Origin of the sequence: Burkholderia thailandensis E264, assembly GCF_000012365.1 — a bacterium.
Lineage (GTDB): Bacteria > Pseudomonadota > Gammaproteobacteria > Burkholderiales > Burkholderiaceae > Burkholderia > Burkholderia thailandensis.
In genome coordinates this window covers 2310147-2329916 of the sequence record NC_007650.1, presented here as the reverse complement: position 1 = coordinate 2329916, position 19770 = coordinate 2310147, and the positions used below count along the sequence as shown (strand labels likewise).

The 19770-nt window shown below is 69.8% G+C and carries 15 protein-coding genes and 1 pseudogene; 5 read left to right on the top strand and 11 right to left on the bottom strand.

All coding sequences use genetic code 11. The annotated features are described in order from the left end of the window. Positions 1 to 133: 133 nt before the first annotated feature. Together BTH_RS09815 and BTH_RS09810 are read left to right on the top strand one after the other, a co-directional pair. Positions 134 to 2740 (top strand): circularly permuted type 2 ATP-grasp protein, encoded by a 2607-nt coding sequence (locus BTH_RS09815; RefSeq protein WP_009893802.1) that lies wholly within the window; start codon positions 134 to 136, stop codon positions 2738 to 2740. Next, positions 2731 to 3768, top strand: a complete 1038-nt coding sequence (locus BTH_RS09810) for a transglutaminase family protein (protein ID WP_011401429.1) — start codon at positions 2731 to 2733, stop codon at positions 3766 to 3768. Before BTH_RS09815 ends, BTH_RS09810 begins: the two co-directional genes overlap by 10 nt. A gap of 133 nt (positions 3769 to 3901) precedes the next feature. Here BTH_RS09810 and BTH_RS09805 read toward each other — a convergent pair whose 3' ends face one another. Continuing rightward, positions 3902 to 5404, bottom strand: a complete 1503-nt coding sequence (locus BTH_RS09805) for a PLP-dependent aminotransferase family protein (RefSeq protein ID WP_009893799.1) — start codon at positions 5402 to 5404, stop codon at positions 3902 to 3904. Between the two features lie 105 nt (positions 5405 to 5509). Here BTH_RS09805 and BTH_RS09800 point away from each other — a divergent pair, with 105 nt between their 5' ends. Then, positions 5510 to 6745 carry a multidrug effflux MFS transporter gene (locus BTH_RS09800; RefSeq protein WP_011401428.1) on the top strand — a complete coding sequence of 412 codons (1236 nt, stop codon included), beginning with the start codon at positions 5510 to 5512 and terminating at the stop codon, positions 6743 to 6745. A 186-nt stretch (positions 6746 to 6931) separates the two neighbouring features. Here BTH_RS09800 and BTH_RS09795 read toward each other — a convergent pair whose 3' ends face one another. The 3 genes and pseudogenes from BTH_RS09795 to BTH_RS09785 form a co-directional block, all read right to left on the bottom strand. Then, positions 6932 to 7663 carry an alpha/beta fold hydrolase gene (locus tag BTH_RS09795; protein ID WP_011401427.1) on the bottom strand — a complete coding sequence of 244 codons (732 nt, stop codon included), beginning with the start codon at positions 7661 to 7663 and terminating at the stop codon, positions 6932 to 6934. A 354-nt stretch (positions 7664 to 8017) separates the two neighbouring features. Further along, positions 8018 to 9091, bottom strand: a complete 1074-nt coding sequence (locus BTH_RS09790; protein ID WP_009893792.1) for an FUSC family protein — start codon at positions 9089 to 9091, stop codon at positions 8018 to 8020. 247 nt (positions 9092 to 9338) lie between these two features. Further along, positions 9339 to 9998 (bottom strand): annotated as a pseudogene (locus BTH_RS09785) (GlxA family transcriptional regulator); the annotation flags it as partial. Between BTH_RS09785 and BTH_RS34775 the strand changes: the two are divergent. Next, positions 9916 to 10506 carry a DJ-1/PfpI family protein gene (locus BTH_RS34775; protein ID WP_011401426.1) on the top strand — a complete coding sequence of 197 codons (591 nt, stop codon included), beginning with the start codon at positions 9916 to 9918 and terminating at the stop codon, positions 10504 to 10506. The pseudogene BTH_RS09785 and the gene BTH_RS34775 sit on opposite strands and share 83 nt — an antisense overlap. Before the next feature lie 129 nt (positions 10507 to 10635). On the opposite strand, the gene BTH_RS09775 is transcribed toward BTH_RS34775, so the two are convergent. From BTH_RS09775 to BTH_RS09745, 7 genes are read right to left on the bottom strand one after another with little or no spacing between them, the layout of a single operon-like run. Continuing rightward, a complete protein-coding gene (locus tag BTH_RS09775; protein ID WP_009893788.1) occupies positions 10636 to 11703 on the bottom strand; it encodes a 2-aminoethylphosphonate aminotransferase in 1068 nt (355 codons plus the stop codon). 14 nt (positions 11704 to 11717) lie between these two features. After that, positions 11718 to 12899, bottom strand: coding sequence for a phosphonopyruvate decarboxylase (gene aepY, locus BTH_RS09770; protein ID WP_009893786.1), 1182 nt, complete (start codon positions 12897 to 12899; stop codon positions 11718 to 11720). Further along, complete coding sequence (gene aepX, locus BTH_RS09765) at positions 12896 to 14584, bottom strand: phosphoenolpyruvate mutase (protein ID WP_009893785.1); 1689 nt, start codon at positions 14582 to 14584, stop codon at positions 12896 to 12898. Before aepX ends, aepY begins: the two co-directional genes overlap by 4 nt. Next, entirely contained in the window at positions 14581 to 15348 is a 768-nt protein-coding gene (locus BTH_RS09760; RefSeq protein ID WP_009893784.1) for an NTP transferase domain-containing protein, read from the bottom strand. Before BTH_RS09760 ends, aepX begins: the two co-directional genes overlap by 4 nt. Before the next feature lie 38 nt (positions 15349 to 15386). After that, complete coding sequence (locus BTH_RS09755; protein ID WP_009893783.1) at positions 15387 to 16388, bottom strand: HpnL family protein; 1002 nt, start codon at positions 16386 to 16388, stop codon at positions 15387 to 15389. Next, positions 16385 to 17158, bottom strand: a complete 774-nt coding sequence (locus BTH_RS09750; protein ID WP_009893782.1) for a 2OG-Fe(II) oxygenase family protein — start codon at positions 17156 to 17158, stop codon at positions 16385 to 16387. Before BTH_RS09750 ends, BTH_RS09755 begins: the two co-directional genes overlap by 4 nt. Further along, positions 17155 to 17850, bottom strand: coding sequence for a CDP-alcohol phosphatidyltransferase family protein (locus tag BTH_RS09745; RefSeq protein ID WP_009893780.1), 696 nt, complete (start codon positions 17848 to 17850; stop codon positions 17155 to 17157). The genes BTH_RS09750 and BTH_RS09745 overlap by 4 nt, the downstream gene beginning before the upstream one ends. Before the next feature lie 362 nt (positions 17851 to 18212). Between BTH_RS09745 and BTH_RS09740 the strand changes: the two genes are divergently transcribed. Then, positions 18213 to 19727 (top strand): acetyl-CoA hydrolase/transferase family protein, encoded by a 1515-nt coding sequence (locus BTH_RS09740; protein WP_009893778.1) that lies wholly within the window; start codon positions 18213 to 18215, stop codon positions 19725 to 19727. Positions 19728 to 19770 lie beyond the last annotated feature (43 nt).

The window sequence follows — 19770 nt, the reverse complement described above, 5'->3', positions numbered from 1 at the left end:
CGGGAATGTTAGGATTCGACATCGACGGACGGCGCGCGTGCGGCGTTCGCGTCGCGGCGGCGGCTCGGCGCCGCCGCCTCTGAAAAATCGAATCGTGCTTTCACTTTCCTCCGACGATCTGGCCGCCGACGCGATGCAGACGCTATTCGACACGGGTTCCCAGCAAGACGCGGCCGAGCTCGGCGCGGCGCTCGCCGCGCCCGCGATCACGGGCCGCTACGACGAACTGCGCGGCGGCGCGGCCGCGCTGCCGAGCGCGTGCCTTGCGCCCGCGTGGCGCGCATTCTTCACGCAGCTCGGCAGCGTCGGCTTCGCCGATCTCGACCGTCGCGCCGAAGCGCTGCAGCGCCGGATGCGCGAGAACGGGCTCGCCTATCATCCGCACGAGCGCGCGGCGGGCGGCGGCGCGGTGCGGCCGTGGTCGCTCGACCTGCTGCCGCTCATCATCGCGCCCGACGATTGGGCGGCGATCGAGCGCGGCGTGTTGCAGCGCGTGCGTCTGCTCAACGCGATCCTCGCCGATCTTTACGGAGAACAGACGATTCTGCGCCGCGGGCTGCTGCCGCCCGCGCTCGTTACCGGGCATCCCGGCTATCTTCGGCCGATGTGCGGCGCCCGCGCGCCGGGCGGCACGTGGCTGCATGTCGTCGCGTTCGATCTCGCGCGCGGGCCGGACGGCGCGTGGCGGCTGATGGCGCAGCACGCGCAGGGCCCGTCGGGGCTCGGCTATCTTCTGGAGAATCGGCTGATCGTGTCGCGGCTCTTCCCGCGCGCGTTTCGCGGCCTGCACGTGCAGCGGCTCGCCGCGAGCTATCGCGCGTTGCTGCAGAGCATGCAGGCGCTGAGCCCCGAGCGGAAGAACTCGCGCATCGTGCTGCTGACGCCGGGCCCGCACGCGGCGGCCTATTTCGAGCATGCGTATCTCGCGCGCTACCTGGGCCTCACGCTCGTCGAAGGCGGCGATCTGACGGCGCGCGACCAGCGCGTCTATCTGAAGACGCTGCGCGGACTCGAACCGGTGCATGGAATCCTGCGGCGCGTCGACGACGAATGGCTCGACCCGCTCGAATTGCGCCCCGATTCGCTGCTCGGCGTGCCGGGCCTGATGCAGGCGGTGCGCGCGGGCAACGTGCTGCTCGCGAACCTGCCGGGCTCGGGCTTTCTCGAATCTCCCGGCATCCTCGGCTTCCTGCCGCGCCTCGCGCAGAGCCTGCTCGGCGAGACGTTGTCGCTGCCCGCGGTGCCTTCGTGGTGGTGCGGTGAGCAGGCGGCGTGCGACGAAGCGCTGCCGCTTCTCGCGCGCAGCATCGTGAAGCCGACGTTTCCCGCGAGCGTGCAGGCGGGCGGCGCGTTCGAGCCGGTGATCGGCGCGCGGCTTTCACCGCAGCAGCTCGCCGAATGGCGCGCGCGGATCGCCGCGCAACCCGCGCACTACACGATCCAGGCGGACCTGCCGCTGTCGCAGGCGCCGACATGGGCGCTCGGCGCGGGCATGGGCGACGGCGGCGCGCGGATCGTGCCGCGGCCGCTGCTGCTGCGCGTGTTCGCGCTCGCGGACGGCGCGCGCTCGTGGCGCGTGCTGCCGGGCGGCCTCGCGCGCGTCGGCACGCGCGACGAACTGTTCAACGCGCCGATGCCGCGCGGCGGCAGCAGCGTCGACACATGGGTGATGACGGAGGGCGCGGTCGATCCGACGACGCTGTTGCAGACGCATCTGGGCCCGGACGACTTGCAGGAACGATCGCGCGCGATCGCGAGCCGCGCGGCCGAGAACCTGTTCTGGCTGGGCCGCTACACGGAGCGCGCGACGAATCTGACGCGGCTCGCGCGTGCGGCGCTCGAACGGCTGCGCGGCGAGGACGACGTCGAGACGCCTGTCCATCTGCATTTGCTCGACGCATTGTGCCGCGACAACGGTCTGTTGCCCGCCGATGCGCCGCCGGCCGTCGATGCGCCGCGCGCGTTCCAGCAGGCGCTCACGCGCTCGCTCACGCCGCGCGCGGATCGCTCGATGGGGATTGCGTCGTGCCTGTTCGGGATGCGCGGCGCGGCGGCGGCGATACGCGAGCGGCTGTCGCGCGAGCAATGGCGGCTGATCGACGACGCGACGCAACTGTTCGACGAAGGCGGCGACGACGTCGAGCCCGAGGAGCAGCTCGGCAACGACGCGCTGCAGCGGCTCGAGCGGCTGAATCTGCTGCTGTCGGCGATCACCGGCGCGCAGACCGACAACATGACGCGCGACGACGGCTGGCGCCTGCTGTCGATCGGCCGCCAGATCGATCGCCTTGAATTCCTGGGCGGCGTGCTCGGCCACGCGTTCGACGGCGGCGCGATCCACAAGCAGGAGGGTTTCGAGCTCGTGCTCGAACTGTTCGACAGCGGCATCACGTTCCGCTCGCGCTTCCAGCGCTGCTTCGACGTCGCGCCGTTGCTGTCGCTCGTCGTGCTCGATACCGACAATCCGCGTTCGCTCGCGTGGGTCGCGCAGGCGCTGCGGGGCCGGCTGTCGAAGGTCGAGCGCGGCGAAGGCTATGCGCTGTCGGAACTTGCCGACGGGATTCCGGACATCGCCGGCTGGCCGCTGCACGTGCTGTGCGAGACGGACGGCGACGGCCGTCATGCGGCGCTGCTCGCGCGCCTGCAAGCGTGCGGCAAGGCGGCGTGGGATGTGTCGAACCGGATTGGCGAGCGCTATTTCAGCCACGTGCGCGACGCGGGCAGATCGCTATGGGGATGACGACGCGCTCGCCGGCGAACCCGAGGGCGGGCGAACGCACGCGCAAGGCGGCCGTGCGCGCGGAGCCGGCGCGCGGTGCGCTGCTGCGCGTCACGCACGACACGCGCTATCGCTACGCGGCGCGCGTCGAGTCCGCGCAGCATCAGGCGCGCTTGCGGCCGCTCGGGACGCCGCGGCAGCGCGTGCTCGAGTTCTCGCTCGAAATCGATCCGCGCGCCGAAGGGCTGGTTGTCGATACCGATTCGTTCGGCAACGAGCGCACGTCGTTCGCGCTCAACCAGCCGCACGAAGAACTGTTCGTGCGCAGCCGCAGCGTCGTGCGCATCACGCCGCCTGCGCTGTCGGCGGGCAAGCGCGGCGAGCCGCCGCCCGCGATCGCCGCGCCGCGCGACGGGAGCGCGAGCGCGTGGGAAGCCGTGCGCGAGTGCCTGACGTTTCGCGCGGGACGGCCGTTCGATCCGGCGAGCGAATTCACGTTCGCGTCGCCGCACGCCGCGTGCCATCCGGATCTCGCCGCCTATGCGGCGCCGAGCTTCACGCCGGGCCGGCCGCTCGTGCAGGGCGCGTGGGAGCTGATGCGCCGCATTCACGCGGATTTCGCGTATGCGCCGAACAGCACCGACGTCGGCACGACCGCGCTCGACGCGCTCGCGCTGCGCAAGGGCGTGTGCCAGGACTTCGCTCACGTGATGATCGGCGCGCTGCGCTCGCTCGGGCTCGCCGCGCGCTACGTGAGCGGCTATCTGCTGACGCAGCCGCCGCCGGGACAGCCGCGCCTGATCGGCGCGGACGCGTCGCATGCGTGGGTCGAGGTCTACGATCCGGCCTGGCCCGAGGACGGCGGCTGGCTGCAGCTCGATCCGACCAACGATCGCGCGCCCGGCGACGATTACGTGATGCTGTCGATCGGCCGCGATTACGCGGACGTGACGCCGTTGCGCGGCGTCATTCGCGGCGGCGGCGCCGATCAGGTGCTGACGGTCGGCGTGACGGTGGAGCCGCTCGATCCGGCGTCGCGATCCGAGTGAACGGCGCGCGCCGGCCGGATGTCCCGCGCAGGATGGTCGGCGAAGTGTCGGGACGCGACGCCGTCCGACATGTGCGGCGAACGATCGCCGAAACATCGGGTGCCGAAACATCGAGCGCCGCGCGGCCGATCGGTCACGCGGCGCCGCCGCGCCGCATGCCGGCGAGCAACTGCCCGAGCTTTTTCCCCGCATAACGCGCTTGCGCGACGCTCAACGCCGAATAGCCGACGACGACGCCGGCGGGCAGCGCCGTGCGCGTCGAGAACGCGCGCAGCGGCTCGAGCACGAGGCCGGCCTTCGCCGCCTCCTCGACGAACGCGCGTTCGTCGATCCCGCGTCCGAGCCACAGCACGAAATGAAATCCGGCGTGCTCGCCGGAAATCGCGTACCGGCCGTCGGCGTGCCGGCGGAGCTGCTCGAGCACCGCATCGCGGCGCTGCAGGTACGCGTGGCGGCTCGTGCGCAGATGCTTCGCGAAATCGCCGCTGCCGACGAAGCTTGCGAGCGCGAGTTGCTCCACCGTGCCGACCGAGCGCCCGGCAACGTGCGAGAGCGCCGATATCGACGCGCGCAGCGCCGCCGGCGCGACCATGAAGCCCACGCGCATCCCCGAAAAAAGCGTCTTGTTGAACGAGCCGCAGTAGATCACGCGATCGCGCACGTCGAGCGATTTCAGCGCCGGCAGCGGTGCGGACTGATAGCCGAATTCGCCGTCGTAGTCGTCCTCGATCACCCACGCGTGCCGCGCATACGCCCAATCGAGCAGATCGAGGCGCCGCGAGACCGACATCGTCACGCCGAGCGGGGCTTGATGCGCGGGCGTCACGTACGCGGCCGCGACACGGCGATGCGCGCTCAGTGCGTTCGTGTCGATGCCTTCCGGGTCGACCGGAACGCCGATCGATTCGGCGCCGGCCAGCTCGAAAATCCGCCGTGCGGCTCGATAGCCGGGTTCCTCGAGCGCGATCCGGCTGTCGTCGCCGACGATCGTGCGGGCAATCAGATCGATCGAATGCCGGATGCCGGTCGTGATGAAGATGTCGGCCGCACTGCACGCGATGCCGCGATATTGGCCGAGATAGTCGGCGATCCGCGCGCGCAGCGGCTCGGCGCCCTGAGGCGACAGGGTGCAGAGCGCGGCCGGCGTCGCGTCGGACAGACCTTTGCAGACGTGCCGCTTCCAGGTGCGCATCGGCAGCAGCGCGGGATCGGCCAGCCGCGCGACGAACGGCACGCCGGCGCGGACCAAACCGTCCGGCTCGGCCGCGCGCTTGCGCGCGACGTGGGCCGCCGGCTCGCCGCGCGGACGGGACGCGGGCTTCGCCGGGCGTTGCGCCGAAGCCAGATAGTCGTCGGGGACGACGGCGCTCACGCGCGTGCCCGAGCCGCGCATGCGGGCGATGTAGCCTTCCGCGCAGAGGCGGTCGAATGCCGCCTCGACCGTGCCGCGCGCGACGCCCCATCGCGCGGCGAGCGTGCGGGTGGAAGGCAGCAGGCTGCCGCCCGGCAGCAGCTTGCGCAAGATCGCGTCGCGAAGCGCGTCGCCGATGCAGTCCTGCTTCGATTGCGCGGAGCGGCCGGACAAGCCCGGCGGGCGCGGCAGGTCGAGCGGGATCGCGGTCTTCCCTCGTGCCATAGTGGTCTATTCGGAATTCGATCAAGTGGTTCTTCGGCTTATACCACATCGCCTTTAAATTCTGGCCTGCGGCCATTCGATCCGGGCCGCGTGGAGCTTGCCCGAATGAACACGACCGTTGGAGACACGTTGCCCGAGTTGGGATGGCTATGCCTGCTGATGCTCGTCGTCTGCCTGCCGCGCGCGACGATCGACGCATATCTGCCGTCGCTGCCCGCGATGGCGGACGCGCTGCACGGCACCGACGCGCAGATTCAGCTGACGCTGACGATGTACATGGCCGGCTACGCGCTGTCGATGCTGATATCCGGTCCGCTGTCCGACCGTTACGGGCGCAGGCCGGTGCTGCTCGCCGGCATGCTCGTCTATTTCGGTGCGACCGTCGCGTGCGCGATGGCGACGAGCATTCCGGCCATCGTCGCCGCGCGGGTCTGCCAGGCGCTGGGCGGCTGCTGCGGCACGGTGATCGGCCGCGTCGTTGTCCGGGAGCGCTTCGATATGGCGATGCAAGCGACGATGCTCAGCCGGATATCGGCGGGCATGGCGTTGTCGCCCATCGTCGCGCCGCTCGCCGGCCAAGTCGTCGCGCAGTGGCTCGGCTGGCGCGGCGTTTTCGGAGCGCTCGCGTTCGGCGGGGCGGCGGCCGCGCTGATGGTGCATCGTTACCTGCCGGAAACGCGCGTGCGCGCGACGGAAAGCGAGCGCGACGCGGGTCTGCTGAAGCGCTACGCGTCGCTGCTTCGCGATCGCCGGTTCGTTCGCTACTCACTCGCGATCGGCTTCGTCTATTGCACGTATTTTCCGTTCATCGCCGAATCGTCGACGCTGTTTCAACGGACACTTCGCGTATCCGCCACCGTCTATGCGGCGATATTCGGAATCACGGTGCTCGGCTATCTGATCGGTTCGAACGTGTTTCGCCGGGCCGGCAGCCGATTCGGAGTCGACGCGATCATCGCGTCGGCCGCCGTCGTCAATCTGTTCGGCGCGGCCGCGCTGTGGATCTGGACGTTCGCCGCACCGCCATCCGTCTGGTCGATCGCTTTGCCGATGTTCTTCGTCATGGTGTCCGTCGGCGTCTCGATTCCGGCGTGTCAGTTTGCGGTGCTGCAGCCGTTCGCGAAGATCGCGGGCACCGCATCCGGGTTGTTCTTCTTCATTCAGATGGCGATGACGGCCGCGTGCGGCGGGATACTGAGCGGGCTGTCCGACGGCTCCTCGCGGCCGATGGCCGTCGTCACCGCGGCATCGAGCGCTGCGTTCGCGGCCGTCGTGGTGTGCTGCCGGTCGCGCGAGGGCGGGCCGTCGCTCAAGCGCAGGCTGTCGCGAGGCCGGAGCTGACGAGCGGCGCGCGATCGCGCGCGGGCTCGCGGCGAGCGCGCGTCTCGCAACTGCGCGGCGAGCGCATTCGCCATGCGGAGTCGGCTGCTACGCGATCGGGCGCAGACGGTCCGCTCGCCGTCACCGCGATCTACGCGGCGACGCGCAACGTGTTCCCGGGGGGCGTGTGGCGCCACCTCGCGATCGTCAGGGCGCGAGACACCGATCGATCAATGTCGAGAATGCGTCGGGCCGCTCGATCATCATCAGATGGCCGCAACCGTCGACGACGCGATGGCTCGCGCATTGCGCGAATGCCCAATCCGGCGCGTTCCACCCGGCGCGCGAGCGTTCGCCTGCGATCAAATGCACCGGATGGCGTTCGAACACCTGCGCGAGCGCGGCGAGATAGCCGGCATCGCCGGTCGTTTCAACGACCGATCGCCCCATCGCGCGAAGCGTCGACGCGGGCTGATGATCGAGCCAGCGGATCGCCGTCTCCCGCATCGTGGGCGTGGGCACATCGATCGCGCCGCCGAGCCATGCGAGCGGATCGGCGCGAAAGCCGTCGAGCATCGCTTGCGCGTCGGTCTCGCTCATCCGGCCGACCGACGCCGACCAAAACGCGTCGGCCAGCGTGAAGTTGCCTTCGATGTTGACGATGCGCCGAACGCGTGCCGGATGCGCATGTGCGAACAGCATGGCGATCGCGCCGCCGACCGAGTGCCCGACCATGTCGACGGGCGTCGCGCCGAAATGCGTATCGACGAATGCGCGCAGATGATCGACTTGCGCGCCGAGCGTGATCGATTCGGGCGGCGCGGCGCGATGCTCGCCGTAACCGAGCAGGTCGGGCGCGATACGCTGCGGCGCGCGGCCATGAGTGCCGACGCGGCCGATGAATCCGTGGACGAAGATGACGGGCGGCGAGGCGCTCATGAGCATTCCTGATGTCGATGGGGCGCGGTAGCCTGGTTCGGCTCCGCGCTGAATTTATCGAGCTTCGTCGAGTTCGGGGCAAGGCGTGCGGTCATGATCGAGCAGTTCGAGTATGCGTTCTTCGAGCGTCGTTCATCGCATGCCGTCGCGGGCGCCGCAGCCCGTCAGTCGATCCCGCCGCAGCTTTCGCGCTGACGGGCGCAGGCGTCGCCGTTACTCGCGGAATGCGCGGACGGCTCCGTCGAGAACGACGCGCGGGCATTCGGCATTCGTCGGCTGCCTCGACATGTTCGCCGATACGATGCATGCGGCGTTTCCGGTAGCGGGCGTGCCGCGGGGGGCGGCACGGCGCGCTCAGATATTCCATTGCGGCGCGGTATCGTGCAGCCGCTGCCTGAGCTGCTCGATTTCGTGCGAGAGCTTCGCCGTCAGCGAGACATAGCCGGACAAGTGCGTGGGCGGCGCCGGCTCGCCGGCTGGCAGCGCCGGCCCGTGCAGCGGCCCGAGCCGGCTCAGCGTGCCGAACTTCAGCGCGCGCCCGGCGCCGACGAGCATCTCCTGAATCCGCCGGTTGTCCGCCTTCATCCGGAGCTGGACGAAGCGCCTGCCGGCTTCGTCGTCGGCGCGGGGCTGCAGGCTCGACAGGATTTCGAGCGAGCTCATGCACAGGCGCAGGCCGCGCTGGATCGCCTCGAGCTGCGGCATCGACACGGAGATCTCTTTCGAAACCGAAGGCATCAGCGAACGGAGCTGCACGAGCAGCGCGTTGAGCTTCGCCATGTCCTTCAGGTGCTCGCTGTCGCTCACGTAGCGCTCGCCCGCGATTCGCGCGTGGACGGCCGCGCAGCCGCGCAGCGCGTCGGCGAGCCTGTAGCGCCACGAGTAGGTCGCGTACAGAGGCAGCGCGAACGAGAACGCGAGCGCGATCACGATGCCGACCAGCACGTTGACCGCGCGCCAGAGGCCGTCGGCGATCTCGTTGTCGCCGTGGCCCGCGACGATCACCATCGTGATCGCGGACAGGAGCGCGATGTAGCCGGCCTTGCCGATCGCGTGATACGCGCAGACGCCGCATGCGGCGCTCATCACGAGAAACGTGAGCGGCGACAGATGCACGGTGGTTTGCAGCAGGATCAGCGACAGGCCGGCGATCGCGCCGATCAGCGTGCCGAGCGCGCGCTCGGCGGCCTTCTTGCGGATGTTGCCGTGATGCTGGAGCCCGCCGATCACGATCAGCACCGTGATCGTCGCCCATTCGCCGTGCGGAACGCGCAGGCCGGTGGTCAGCGCGATCGACGCGAGCACGCTCAGCGCGACGCGCGCCGCATGGATCAGCTTCGCGTGCCGATAGCGGCGATAGGGATCGAGCACCGGACGCAATGCGTTGCGGGCAAAGCCGGGCAGGCGGGATTGTAAGGTCGACGTCATGACACAGCGGTGTAGGCGAAAAGCCGACCGCCGCGCGCGATGCGCGCCGCGGCGGGATCGATCGTTACGCTAACCTAAGCATGATGCGCTGTCCATCGCGGCGAGCGCGCAGTGCGGAGGATCGTTTGCACGCGGGCCGGTGTCCGCCGGCGCGCGGCGCGACGGCCGGCGCCCGCCGTCGCGGCCGTCGCGAATCGGTTCGACATCCGATCGAGCCGTGCGACGCCGGCGCGATCCGGCTCGCGCGTCACGCATTGCGGAACCGCTCGCGATATTCGTGCAGCGACGTGTCGAACGCGCGCGCGAAGCTCCGGCGCAGCGTCGCGACGCTGCCGAATCCGCAGCGCAGCGCGATCTGCTTGACGGGCAGCGCAGTTTCGCCGAGCAGGTTGCGCGCGGTCTCGATCCGGATGCGCTCGACTGCCTTCGCGGGCGTCGTGCCGAACGCGTTCCGGTAATGGCGCACGAAGCTGCGCTCGCTCATGTTCACGCGGGCGGCGAGCGTCGGCACCGACAGATCGGCGCTCAGATGGCGCCGAACCCACGCGTGGAGATCGGCGAACCGCCCGGACGCGCTTTGCAGCTCGATCGACGCGCTGAACTGCGCCTGGCTGCCCGGCCGCACGAGGAACACGACGAGATGGCGCGCGAGCGCGAGTGCGAGCGTGTGGCCGCAGTCGTTGGAGACGAGACGCAGGCACAGGTCGATGCCGGCCGTGACGCCCGCCGATGTCCAGATCGGTCCGTCCTGCACGAAGATTGGCGCATGCTCGACGCGCACCTGCGGATGGCGTCGCGCGAGCTCGTCGCAGCATTGCCAGTGCGTGACCGCGCGGCGGCCGTCGAGCAGCCCGCATGCGGCGAGCAGGAACGCGCCGTTTCCGATCGCCGCCACGACGACCTTCGCCGACTGTCCGGACGATCTCGACGCATTCGTCGTCGGCGCGGTGCCGGCCGACGTGATCGCCGACGACGATGTGATCGCGTTCGTGCGGCGGCAAGCGGGCCGCGCGCGCTACGTGATCGGCATTTGCGGCGGCGTGCTGCTGCTCGGCGCGGCGGGCCTGCTGAACGGCCGCCGCGCGACGACCAATTTCCACGTGCTCGACGCGCTTGCCGATCTCGGCGCGCGGCCCGTCGGCGGCGGCGAAGTGGTGATCGACGGCAATCTGTATACGGCGGGCCCCGCGACGGGCGGCTTCGAGGCGGCGCTGCTCGTGCTGCCCGAGCTGCGCGGCGTCGAGCAGGCGAAGCACGTCGAGCTGACGATCGAATATCACCCGCGCGCGCCGTTCGGCGTCGGCACGCCGGCGCTCGCCGGCCCGGCGCTGACGAACGAGGTGCTGACCGCGCATGCGTGGTTCTTCGAGCCGTGCAAGGACGCGGCGAGGGCGGCGTACGAGCGCGGGCGTTGAGCGGAAACTGAGCGGGCGATGCGGACGCGCGATGCGCCCGGGCCGGCGGCCGCGCGATCGCGGAAAGAAGCGAATGTGCGGAAGAAAGCGGCGCCGCGCGGTTCGGGCGCGACGCCGCCAAGCGAGGCGTCAGCGCGTCAACGCCGCGAATCCGTCGAGCAGCCGATCGACGTCGGCGGCGGCGATCGCGCCCATCGTCGAGATCCGGAACAACGCGCTCGACAGCCCGCCCTGGCCCGCGTAGATCACGAAGCCGCGCGCCTTGAGGCCGTCGTGCAGTTGCTCGTAAGTGACGCCGGCGGGCAGCCGGTACGCGCGCAGCACGACCGACGATTCGCCCTCCGGCAGCACGGGCGGCATCCCGCGCGCGGCGAGGCCCGCGCGCACCTGCTCGGCGAGCGCCGCGTAACGCACGTGGCGCGCGCGCCAGCCGCCCGCTTCGTCGAACTCGCGCAGCGCCTCGACGAGCGCGTAATACGCATGCACCGATGGCGTAAACGGCGTGTTGCGCGCGTCCTGCAGCTTCGCGAGCCGACCGAGATCCAGATAGTACGTGCGGCTCGCGGCCGATGCGAGCGCACGGCGGCGCACGATCACGAACGCCGCGCCCGGCACGCCGTGCAGGCACTTGTTCGCGGTCGCGGCGAGCGCGTCGATGTCGCCGCCCGCGAAATCGATCGCCTCCGCGCCGAAGCTGCTCACGCCGTCGACGAGCATCCGCACGCCGCGCGCGCGGCACACGGCGGCAAGCGCGTCGAGGTCGTTCAGGCGGCCCGTCGTCGTTTCGTGATGAATCACCGCGACGTGCGTGATCGCGCGATCCGCGTCGAGCTTTTCGGCGATGCGCGCGAGATCCGGCGCCTGCATCCAGTCATGTTTCAGCACGTCGTGCGCGATCCGGTACTGCGTCGCGATTTGCGTGATCCGCTCGCCGTACACGCCGTTCTCGATCACGAGCAGCTTGCCGCTCTCGGGCACGAGCGCGGCGATCATGCTTTCGACCGCGGCCGTGCCGGAGCCTGTCATCAGCACCGCGCTCCATTCGGCCGGATCGAGCGCGTACGCGGCGACGAGCCTCGCGCGCGCCTCGTCCTGCAGATCGAAGAACTCGCTTTCGCGATGGCACAGGTCCGGCTGCAGCAGGCTTTGGCGCACGCGCTCGGTCAGCGTCACGGGACCGGGGTTCAGCAACAGCATCTTCGTACTCCTTGTCAGGCCGGCGTCGCGCCGATGTGGCGCATCAGGCGCGTTTTCACGTCGACGGGCGTCACCGTCGGGCGGGGCAGGCCGTCGGGCACGCCCGGGCGGATCGACAGGCGCGCGAAGTGCGCGCCGCCGTGCGGGAGCGCGTGCGCGCCCGCGCGCGCCGCATCGAGCGCCGCGTCGAGCACGCCGAGGTCGTCGCCTTCGAGCGCCGTGGCGTAGCCGCACGCGGCCGCGACGCCCGCGAACGACACGTATTGCGACACCGTCGCCTGGCCGCCCGTCGATTCGTGCGCGCCGTTGTCGAGCAGCAGATGCACGAGGTTCGACGGCCCGTACGCGCCGAGCGTCGCGAACGCGCCCATGCGCATCAGCGCGGCGCCGTCGCCGTCGAGCGCGACGACGGTCAGGTCCGGCCGCGCGAGCGCGAGGCCGAGCGCGAGCGGCGTCACGCAGCCCATCGAGCCGACCATGTAGAGCTGGTTCGGACGATCGTCGAGCGCGTACAGCTCGCGGCCGCAGAAACCCGTCGAGGCGAGCACGACCGTCGAATCGGCCGGCGTGCGCGCGACGATTCGCGCGAGCGCGTCATGGCGCGTTGGCCATGCCGAGGGTGAAGCGGCGCGCGGCGTCGCGCGCGCGGCGGCGTGCGCGCGGCGCTCGGGCATCGCCGCATGATCGAGCGCGTACGGCGCGACGCTGCCTTTCTGCATCACGAGCGCGTACGGGCGGCCCGTCGCGTCCATGTGCGCGATCGCGCGGTCGAGCGCCGGGGCGATCGCGCCGGCTTGCGTCGGGAACGTTTCCCACGGGATTTCCATCGTGTCGAGCATCGCGGGCGTGATCGGGCCCATCAGCGCGTGCTGCGGCTCGTCGGGCACGCCAGGCTGGCCGCGCCACGTGACGATCAGGAGCTGCGGCAGACGGAACGTCCACGTGAGCGACGTGAGCGGGCTCACCGCGTTGCCGAGCCCCGAGTTCTGCATCATCGCGATCCCGCGCCGGCCGCCGAGCGTCGCGCCCGCGACGAGCGCGACCGCATCGCCCTCGTTCGCCGCCGATACGTAATGGAGCGCCGGGTCCTGCAGCACGTAATTGATGAACGGCGTCAGGTACGAGCAGGGCACGCCCGCGTACCAGTCGAAGCCGCGCTCGCGCGCCGCCTCGACGAACTGCGCGGCTTCGATCATCGCGCGCCCCCGTTGCCCGTGTTCTGCTCCGCGTACGGCGTCTGGCCGTGCGCGAAGTCGCCCGCGCGGCGGAAATCGTCGAGATCGTTGACGCCTCGCCAGTGGCCGTGCACGTATTGCACCTCGATCCGCTCGCCCGCGTCGACGAGCGCGTTCAGGAGGGCCGGCAGATCGAGCGAATCGAAATCGTCGCGCGCCTTCAGCGTGCCGAGCATCGCCTTCAGCCGCGCGACGCCCGCGCCGCGCACGTTCAGCAGGCCGATCCAGCGGCCGTGCGGCGCGGCTTCGCTCGCATCGCTCGACACGCGGCGCAAATGCACTTTCTGGCCGAACAGCCCGCGGTCGTCGGCGGCCGAGCAGAACGCGAAATCGCGCACGCTCTGGTTCGACGGCTGCGTCTGCGAGGAATCGACGACGACGCTGAACTCGGCCTCGCTCTCGGCGAGGTCGCGCAGGATGTAGCTGCGGAACAGCAGATCGCCGTACGAGACGATGGTGTCGCCCGTGAGACGCTCGGCCGCGCAGGCGAGCGACGCGAGCTCGCCGGTTTGCGCGTGCCGCTCGTTGACGACGAGTTTCACGCCGGACGTGTCGATCGCATCGGCGCGATAACCGCCGACGACCGTGATGTCGTTCACGCCCTGCTTCTTGAAGCCGTCGACGAGCCAGCGCAACAGCGGCTTGCCGGCGATCGGCAGCATCACCTTCGGCTTGTCCCCGGTGACGGCCTCGAGCCCGTTGCCGCGGCTCGCCGCGAGCACGAGCGCCGCGTTCGACGCGCGCGAGCTCGACGACAGGTAGATCCGCTCGGCGGCCGAGTATTCGTCGGCGTCCTGCAGCCGGAAGATCTCGTTGACGCTCGCGACGCGCTCCTCGACGTTGACGAGCGTTTCGCTTTCCTGGATTTCGCGCGCGACCGCCTGCATCGCGGAAGCGGATGCGCGGATCAGATGGTTCGCCCAGATCACGGTGCTGATGCCCGCCTGGCGGAATGCGTCGGTCGGCGTGCTGTAGTACTTGGTCGGCACGATCACGAGCGGCGCGCGGCCGCTCCATTCGCGCGCGAACTGCAGGATCTCGTCGGGCCGCGACAGCTTGCTGTGAATCAGGATCGCGTCGGCACCCGCTTCCGCATAAGCGTCCGCGCGGCGCAGCGCCTCGTCCATTCCCCAGCCCGCGATCAGCGCCTCGACGCGCGCGACGATCGAGAAATCCGGATCGCTCTGCGAATCCTTGCCGGCCTTGATCTTGCCGCAGAACTCGTCGATCTCGGCGAGCGGCTGGCGCTCGCCGTCGATGAAGCTGTTGGTCTTCGGAAACTGCTTGTCCTCGATGCACACGCCGGCGATGCCGCGCTGCTCGAGCTTCTTCACGAGCCGGCGCACGTTGTTGAAGTTGCCGTAGCCGGTGTCGCCGTCGAGCAGGATCGGCAGGTCGCTCGCGTCGGCCATGAACTCGAGCACGTCCACCACCTGCGTCCAGCTCGCCTCGTTGTTGTCGCGCACGCCGAATTGCGCGGAGATCGCGAGCCCCGACGCCCAGATGCCCTTGAAGCCCGCCTCGCGGACGATGCGCGCGGACAGGCCGTTGTGCGCCTCCATCAGGAATTCGAGCGACGGGCTCGTCAGCATCCGCCGCAGCCGCGCGCTGCGCGATTCGGTGAAGTTCGGTTCGCGTGCATTCATCGGATGGCCCCTATCGTGCGTTGTTGGATGTGCGGCAGGACTTCGTCGCGCGCGCGCGCGACGTCGCCCGGGAAATCGATTTCGATCCACGGCGAGCCCGTCACGTCGGCGATGTCGAACGTGCGGCCGCCCTCGAGCAGCAGGTCGCGCACTGCCTCTTCGTGCGGCATGTTCGCGCGGCCGCCTTCGACGTAGCCCGCGACGATCTCGGCCAACCGCCGCGCGGTGCCTTCGCTGAAGCGGAAAAAGCCCACCGATTCGCCGATCGTGTCGTATTCGAGGCCCGCGGCCACCTGCTTGCGCAACTCGACCGGCACGCCGTCCTTCACGCACAGCTTGACGGGCTCGTCGCCCGCTTCGAAATCGCGGTCGATCAGCAGGCGGTCGATCGCGCGCGACGGATCGGCGACGAGCGCGTGCAGGATGGCGTCGTCATAGAGCACGTCGGCGTCCATCAGCAGCACGTCGCCGCCGCGCGTGAGCGCGTCGGCGGCCGTGTGGACGGTCAGCACGCTGCCGAGGTCGTAGCGCGGGTTGAGCACGATCTCGGCCCGGCGGTTCAGCCGCGCGAGCTCGGCCTCGACTTTCTCGGACTGGAAGCCGAGCGCGAGCACGATCTCGTCGACGCCCGCCGCGTCGAGCACGCGCAGGTGCCGCTCGAGAAGCGACGTGTCGTCGAAGCGCAGCAGGCACTTCGGGAATTGAGCCTCGGGAGGCAGTTGCAGGCGCAGGCCTAAGCCCGCCGCAAGAATGATGGCTCGCATGAGTTCTCCACGCAAAGGACGCCGACCGTCACGTCGGATCAGTCGGCGATCGGCAGCGGCGCGCGCCGCCGCTGCCAGTTTCTTTCACTGAAATGCAGGTACAGGAGGCCGGGCAGGCCGAGCGCGAGCTCGCGCGCGCGCTTGGCGAGCGACAGCGCGAGCGCCGCGTCGGGCGGCAGGCCGACGAGTGGCGCGAGCAGCAGGTAGCCGCCTTCCTGCGCGCCGAGCGAGCCGGGGATCGCGAACGCCGCGCCGCGGATCGCCTGCCCGACGCTCTCGAGCAGCAGCGCGTCGAGCCAGCTTACCGGGTGGTCGAGGAAGCGCAGCGCGAGCCACACTTCCGCCGTGCCGACGACCCAGCCGACGAAGCTCAGCACGAACGTCGCGCGGACCTTCGCGCGCTCGCGGTACAGCCGGCCGATCGCGTCGTCGATCGCGTCCGCGCGCGTCGCGAGCGACGACCAGTCGCGCGGGCCGAGCAGCTTCGACGCCGCGCGCAATCCGCGCCCGAACAGGCCGCGGCGCTGCGCGAAATAGAAGAGCGCGGCGCAGCCGCCCAGCACCGCGGTGGCGACGAGCGCCGGCGTGCGCAGATGCGAGGCGGCGCCGTGCGTCGCGTACGCGCTGAACGCCGCGATGCCGACGAGCGCGAACACCATCTGCGCGAGCGCCTGCATCGTCGTGCTGACCGTGATCGACGCCGCCGCGTCGGCCAGGCGCGCGCCGCGCTGCGCGAGATAGCGGACCATCAGCACGGGCCCGCCGATCTGCCCGGCGGGCAGCAGGCTGTTCACCGATTCGCCGACCCAGCGCGCGCGCAGCGCGTCGCCCAACCGGCTGCCGGGCTCGCCGGCGCGGAACATCACCGCGATCGCCGTCGCGTCGACGACGAGCGGCACCAGATGGAACGCCGCGACGAGCGCGAGCCCCCAGCCGGCCGAGGCGAGCGTCGCCGCGACCGCGCCGAGGCCCTGCCACGCGAGAAGGGCGACGAACGCCGCCGTTCCGAGCGACAGCAGGATCATGCCGGCGCGCGTCATGAGCGCGACGGGCGGCGTGTCGCCGTTTGCTTGAATACCTGACGGAAGCCGAAATACGCGATCGCGTCCTTCATGTTCGACACGAAGCGCTTCCACGGGCGCATGCCCGGGTCGGTCACGTACTCGAACGTGAGCGACACGCGGAACTCGTTTTCGCCGAGCGGCGTCACGCGGTGGCGCAGCTTGTCGCCGTCGAAGAACACGATGCCGCCGTGCGCGATCTGCACCGAACCCGGCTCGTCGGGCACGTCCGGATTGCGCGTGTGCAGCTCGTAGTCGAGCCGGCTCGTCGAATCGTCGATCACGCCGAAGAGCAGCGTGTAGCGGCGGCCGTCGTAGTACGACGTGTCGTAGTGCCAGCCGATGTGATCACCCGGCTTCGTGTAGTAATAGAGCGCGTACGCGTGCGGATCGTCGTCCGGCGACGGCAGCAGCTTGTCGCCCGTCAGCGTCTCGAGGAACCCGACGAGCGCCTTCGAGCGGTAAAGCTCGGCAATGAGCGGCGCCTTCTCGTCGATCGTGTGGCGGCTCACGCTGCCGCCTTGCTTGTGGCCCGGCAGATAGTTGCGGTTGATCTGCGGCACGAGCGCGCGGGCGCAGTCGGCGACGCGGCCAGCGAGATCCTTCGGCAGGAATTCGTCCAGATAGAGGAACGCATCCTGGCGCATGAAATCGCTGCGCAGCCGCGCGCGGTCGAGCGCGGCCACGCGCGCGGCGACGGCGGCGTCAGCCGAACCGTGCGCCGCCGGTGCTTCGAGGTCCATCATCATTTCGAGGGCTGGATTTCGGTTGAGTTGGGCGCGCCGGAGCCGGCGCCGCCGCTGCGGCGCACGATGCGCCAGTAGTCGATCACCACCCACGCGGCGAACAGCGGCGCGCCGATCGATGCCGCGAGCAGGAACGGCTCGACGCCGTCGAGCAGCGTGACGACGGGCAGCAGATACAGCACGTCCTCGGTCTCGAAGCCGCCGACGAACGCCTGCTTCGTGCCCGCCTTGCCGGCGAGCGACTCGATGCGCATCCGCAGGAAGAAGATGAGCGCGACGGCCGCGCCCGCGACGGTGCCGAGCAGCACGGGCGACGCGGCCATCTGGCCGCCCCCGGCCACGACGCCGACGCCCATGCTGACGAAGAGCGCGACCGTGACGAGCGCGTCGCTCGCGAGATCGTAGAAATGGCCGAGCTTGCTCGACTGGCCGCTGATTCGCGCGAGTTCGCCGTCGGTGTGATCGACGAAGTTGGACAGCACGATTAGCAATGCACCCGCGTTGATCCAGCCGAAGCCCGGCTGCGCGAGGCACCAGGCGCCGGCGAGGCCGATCGCCAGGCGCAGCGTGGTGAGGTGATTCGGGGTGACCGGCGTGCCGACGAGCGGCGTGACGAGCCGGCGTGCGAGCCGGGCGTCCCAGGTGCGCGGCGGTGGGCTCGGAATGCGGTTGGCGGCGGTTTTTCTTGGGTCCATCGGCGAAATATATACGGAATTGTAATTTGTTGCTTTTTCATGACTGGAATGTGCTGATCGCGCACAACAGAAAGAAAAATGTAAGATTTGGCGTCGGCTCGACGCAGCCGCCGCACCCCCCGAGCGTCGGCCGGGGCGCGCGGCGAGTCGCACCCGGATTTGATTTCGGGCAAATATCCAGCAAATCCGGCAAGGTACTTTTGCACGGGGTGGACACTACGCGGCGGTGCGGTCTGCGATACTCCGGCCGTGCTTCCACCGCCCGCTTGCGATTGCCGCCGGCGCCGGGAGCGCGCGCCACTCCGGAGACACCCCTGCGGCGCTGCGTCGCCAGATCTAATACAACCGTTCGACATTCAGCCATGCCAACCTCTCGTATCCTCGCCCCCAGTCTGCGCTCCCTCGTCCGCACCGCCGACGAGGCCGCCGCGCTGATCGGCCCGAACATGACCGTCGCGATGAGCGGCTTCACCGGTTCCGGCTATCCGAAAGCGGTGCCGGCCGCGCTCGCCGCGCGAATCGCGGCTTCCCACGCGCGCGGCGAAGATTTCCGCATCAACGTGCTGACGGGCGCGTCGACCGCGCCCGAGCTGGACGGCGCGCTCGCGAAGGCGGACGGCATCTCGATGCGGCTGCCGTACCAGTCCGATCCGACGCTGCGCGACAAGATCAATGCGGGCGAGCTCGACTACCAGGACATCCACCTGAGCCACGTCGCGCAGTACGCGTGGTTCGGCCTGTTCGGCGAGCTGGATGTCGCGATCGTCGAGGTCGCGGGCATTCGCGAGGACGGGCGCCTGATTCCGTCGGCGTCGGTCGGCAACAACAAGACGTGGCTCGACCAGGCCAAGCGCGTGATCCTCGAAGTGAACGCGCGCCAGCCGCTCGGCCTCGACGGGATGCACGACATCTATTACGGCACCGCGTTGCCGCCGAACCGCAAGCCGATCCCGCTCGTGAAGAGCGACGACCGGATCGGCGAGCCGTATCTGCGCTGCCCGGCCGAGAAGATCGTCGCGATCGTCGAGACCGACGCGCCCGACCGCAGCAATGCGTTCGCCGCGCCGGACGAGACGTCGAAGCAGATCGCCGGACTCCTGATCGATTTCCTGCGTCACGAGATCAAGCGCGGCCGCCTGCCCGAAAACCTGCTGCCGCTGCAGTCGGGCGTCGGCAACATCACGAACGCGGTGCTCGCCGGCCTCGGCGAAGGCGGCTTCTCGAATCTGACCGCATACACGGAAGTGATCCAGGACGGCATGCTCGATCTGCTCGCGAACGGCACGCTGAGCTTCGCGTCGGCGACCGCACTGTCGCTGAGCCCGGACGCGGTGAAGCGCTTCGCCGACGAGATCGACACATTCCGCTCGAAGATCGTGCTGCGGCCGCAGGAGATCAGCAACCATCCGGAACTCGTGCGGCGTCTGGGCATCGTCGCGATGAACGGGATGATCGAGGCGGACATCTACGGCAACGTGAACTCGACGCACGTGATGGGCACGAAGATCCAGAACGGGATCGGCGGCTCCGGCGATTTCGCGCGCAATGGCTATCTGTCGTGCTTCATGTCGGCGAGCACCGCGAAGGGCGGCGCGATTTCGCGGATCGTGCCGATGGCGAGCCACGTCGACCATACCGAGCACGACGTCGCGGTCGTCGTGACCGAGCAGGGGCTCGCGGATCTGCGCGGGCTGTCGCCGAAGCAGCGTGCACGCAAGGTCATTGCGAATTGCGCGCATCCCGATTACCGGCCGATGCTCGAAGACTACTTCGAGCGCGCGAGCCGCGAGAGCTTCGGCAAGCAGACGCCGCATCTGCTCGGCGAAGCGCTGTCGTGGCACGAGCGCTATGTGCGGACCGGATCAATGAAGGCCTGACGCCCCGGCGCGCCCGGGAGCCGGGTGACAGTTGCCGCTCGGG